Origin of the sequence: Pseudoroseomonas cervicalis ATCC 49957, assembly GCF_000164635.1 — a bacterium.
GTDB classification, from domain to species: domain Bacteria; phylum Pseudomonadota; class Alphaproteobacteria; order Acetobacterales; family Acetobacteraceae; genus Pseudoroseomonas; species Pseudoroseomonas cervicalis.
Window position 1 is genome coordinate 1212667 of record NZ_GG770777.1, and the last position, 3703, is coordinate 1216369.

The window sequence follows — 3703 nt, forward strand, 5'->3', positions numbered from 1 at the left end:
CCGCGCGCCAGGGCGATGCCGCGCCGCTTCGGCGCGACGCGCTGCGCTGCTGAGCCACCCCTCCGGCGGCCGGGCGGCCGGGCCGGATCAGCCGCCGCGCATGATCTTCTCGAACTGGAACGCATCGCCATCGCCGGGCAGGTCGTTCTCGCCGGGATGCTCCGGGGCGGCATGGTGCCTGTTGAAGAACTCGACGATCTTGAAGCCGCATTTGTTGACGTAGAAGTGGATGTTCCGCTTCTCGAAATACGGGGTGTGGGTCTGCCAGGCGATCGTCTCGGGGTAGCGCCGCTCGATGGCCCGCCAGGCCTTCAGGCCGATGCCCTGCCCCTCCTCCCCCCGTTTCAGGAAGAACAGGTCGAGCGAGTTCCGCTGCGTCCCGGTGTCGATGGTGAGCACGGCGCCGCCGACCTTCCGGCCGTCGCGCAGGATGCGCAGCACCACGGCCTTCGGGGCGTGGATGGCCTGGTCCAGATCCTCGTCGGAGGGAATCGGCCCGCCGGGCAGCGACCCGAATGCCTCGATGACGGCGACCGCGAAGGAGTCCTGCAGCTCCTTCTTGAAGTCGGGGATGTCGCTGGGCTCCGCGACGGCGAGGGTGATCTGGCCTGTGGTCATGGGGGCCCCATGTAGGTCGCCCTCAGCCCGGCTGTAAGGCCCCGCGCCGGGCGGACGGCGCCCTGCGGATTCCTGGCGCGGCCGCCGGTCCCTGGCGCCGTCTAGGCGGCGCCCGCCGCGGCGAAGGCATGCGCGTGCTCCGCCTCCCAGGCCAGCGCCGCCGGGCCGCCCGGCTCCGGCAGCTGGCCGCCGCCGATGGCGCGCTTGACCAGGATCTCGCCCCCCTCGCCGAAGGCCAGCCGCAGCCGCACATGGTCGCCCTGGAAGATCGCCTCGCGCAGCGTCGCCGGCAGCGCCCATTCGTCCAGCGTCTCGGCGGCGACGGGCGCCACCGCCACCCGCTCCGGCCGCACCGCCACGATGCAGCGGCTGCCGGGGCCGCCGGCATCCACCGGCCGCGCCCAGACCTCCGGCCCGCAATCCAGCTTCACCCGCACCAGCCCGTCCTCGGCCGCCGCCACCTGGCCGGGCAGCCGGTTGTTCTCGCCGACGAAACCGGCGACGAAGGCATTGGCCGGCGCCTCGTAGATCCGCCGCGGCGGCGCCAGCTGGCGGATCAGCCCGCCCTCGAACACCGCGATGCGGTCGGACAGCGTCAGCGCCTCCGCCTGGTCATGCGTCACATACATCATGGTCAGGCCCAGCCGCTGGTGCAGCGCGCGGATCTCGTACTGCATCTCCTCGCGCAGCGCCTTGTCCAGCGCGCCCAGCGGCTCGTCCAGCAGCACGATCGGCGGCTCGAACACCATGGCGCGGGCGAGCGCGATGCGCTGCTGCTGCCCGCCCGAGAGCTGCTGCGGCCGCCGCTCCCCGAACCCCTCCAGCCGCACCATCGACAGCGCCCGCTGCACCCGCGCGGTCCGCTCCGCCTTCGGCACGCCGCGCACCTCCAGCGGGAAGGCGACATTCTCGGCGACACTCATATGCGGGAACAGCGCATAGGACTGGAACACCACGCCGATGCCGCGCTTGTGCGGCGGCAGCCGGGCGATGTCGCGCCCCTCCAGCAGGATGCGCCCCTCGCTCGGCATCTCGAACCCGGCCAGCATCATCAGCGTGGTCGTCTTGCCCGAGCCGGAGGGGCCGAGCAGCGTCAGCAGCTCCCCCTGCATCACCTCGAGGTCGAGCTGCCGCACCGCATAGCCGGAGGCGGCGGGGCCATAGGCCTTCTTCACCCCCTCGAACCGGACCAGAGCCTCAGCCATCAGCGCCCCCTTGCCGAGCATGATCCCAGCCATTCCCGTCCCGGGGCGGGTTGTCAACCGCTCCCCTTCCCGCGACCCTGGGCGCCGACAAGAAATGGAGGAATGCCGAATGGACGATGCCGCGCAGAGCCTGGTCGCCACGCGCGAGGGGGACGTCGGCCGCCTGCTGATGAACCGCCCGCGCGCGCTGAACGCGCTGGACCTGGCCATGATCGACGGCTTCGCCGCCGCCATCGCCGCCTGGCGGGACGATTCGTCGCTGCGCCTGGTGCTGCTGGAAGGCGCCGGCGACCGCGCCTTCTGCGCCGGCGGCGATGTGCGCCAGGTGCGGCTCGACGTGCTGGAGGGAAGGCCCGAGGCCGTCGCCGCCTTCTTCACCCGCGAATACGCCGTCAACGCCGCCATCGCCGCCTTCCCGCGCCCCTGGGTCAGCCTGATCGACGGGGTCTGCATGGGCGGCGGGCTCGGCGTCTCGGTGCATGGCAGCCACCGCATCGTCACCGAGCACGCGCTGCTGGCCATGCCGGAAACCGCCATCGCCCTCTTCCCCGATGTCGGCACCAGCCACGTCCTGCCGCGCCTGCCGGGCGGGCCGGAGGGCGGGCTCGGCCGCTGGATCGCGCTGACCGGCGCAAGGCTGAAGGGGGCGGAGGCCGTCTCCGCGGGGCTGGCCACCCATTACGTGCCGCGCGAGAAGCTGCCCGCTTTGCGCGACGCCCTGCTGGAAAGCGGCGACATCGCCGTGCTGGACCGCTTCGCCGAAGACCCCGGCGAGACCCGCATCGACGCGCTGCGCCCGGCCATCGCCCGCTGCTTCGGCCAGCCCGACCGCGCCGGCATCGAGGCCGCCCTGGAAGCCGAGGGCACCGACTGGGCGCGCGAGCAGCTCGCCATCCTGCGCCGCGTCTCGCCCACCTCGGTCGCCGTCACGCTGGAATTGCTGCGGCGCGGGGCGGCGCTGGATCTCGCCGGCTGCCTGGCGCTGGAACTGGCGCTGACCCGGCCGGTCACCCAGCACCCGGATTTTGCCGAGGGTGTCCGGTCTGTCCTGGTCGACAAGGACCAGGCGCCGAAATGGGTCGAGACGGCGCGGATCGGCGATATTTTTCCGAACACATAAAGAAAAGCGCCGGGGGGACAGGGTCCCCCCGGACCCCGCCATCAGTGGGCGCGCGGCACCCGCAGCGCCACCAGCAGGCCCAGCACCGACAGGCCCAGCGCGACCGCGAAGACCAGCGCATGGCTGTCGCCGCTGGCACGGAACAGCGCCGCCAGCACGAAGCCGGTCAGCGCCTGCGCCAGCGCATACAAGGCCGTCGCCCGCACCCAGAGCAGCCCGGCCGCCACCCCCGACAGCTGCCGCACCGCCCCCAGCGCCACGGCCGAGATGCCGATGCCGGAAAACCCGCCCAGCAGCGCCGCCAGCAGCACGAAGCCCCCGCCCGGACCCAGCGCCGCCAGCAGCGCCGCCACCTGCACGCTGAGCCAGCACAGCAGCGTCGCGCGGCCGCCGATGCGCCCCACCGACCGCCCGCCCAGCAGCGTGCCCGCCACCCCGCCCAGCCCGAACAGCGCCCACAGCGCCCCCAGCGCCAGCGGCCCCAGCCCATGCCCGCGCGCGCCCAGATCGGCCAGATACACCATCGGCGCCGCCATGCCCGCCGCCGACAGGCCATAGGCCGCCATCAGCGCCGCGGCGCGCGGCACCGCCTGCGCCTGCGGCAGCCGCATCACCTCGGCCGCCGGCGGGTCCGGCCAGCGCGGCCGCAGCCAGAGCCACAGCAGCAGCGTCAGCGCCGCCAGGCCGAGCCAGATCGCCTCCACCCCCGCCGGCCGCAGCGCCGGCACCGCCAGCGCCCCCAGCACCACCCCCGCGCCGA

At 73.6% G+C, this 3703-nt stretch carries 4 protein-coding genes; 1 reads left to right on the forward strand and 3 read right to left on the reverse strand.

Annotated features, from left to right (window positions below; translation table 11 throughout):
• Nucleotides 1-87: 87 nt before the first annotated feature.
• Both HMPREF0731_RS05260 and HMPREF0731_RS05265 read right to left on the reverse strand, forming a co-directional pair.
• Nucleotides 88-618 (reverse strand): GNAT family N-acetyltransferase, encoded by a 531-nt coding sequence (locus HMPREF0731_RS05260; RefSeq protein WP_007003005.1) that lies wholly within the window; start codon nt 616-618, stop codon nt 88-90.
• Between the two features lie 101 nt (nt 619-719).
• On the reverse strand, nt 720-1823 hold the full coding sequence (locus HMPREF0731_RS05265; RefSeq protein ID WP_040612331.1) for an ABC transporter ATP-binding protein: 1104 nt from the start codon (nt 1821-1823) through the stop codon (nt 720-722).
• 109 nt (nt 1824-1932) lie between these two features.
• Here HMPREF0731_RS05265 and HMPREF0731_RS05270 point away from each other — a divergent pair, with 109 nt between their 5' ends.
• Entirely contained in the window at nt 1933-2943 is a 1011-nt protein-coding gene (locus HMPREF0731_RS05270) for an enoyl-CoA hydratase/isomerase family protein (RefSeq protein WP_007003007.1), read from the forward strand.
• Nucleotides 2944-2984: 41 nt separating this feature from the next.
• Here HMPREF0731_RS05270 and HMPREF0731_RS05275 read toward each other — a convergent pair.
• Nucleotides 2985-3703: YbfB/YjiJ family MFS transporter (locus HMPREF0731_RS05275; RefSeq protein WP_040611936.1), on the reverse strand; the 719-nt coding region annotated here is incomplete at its 5' end.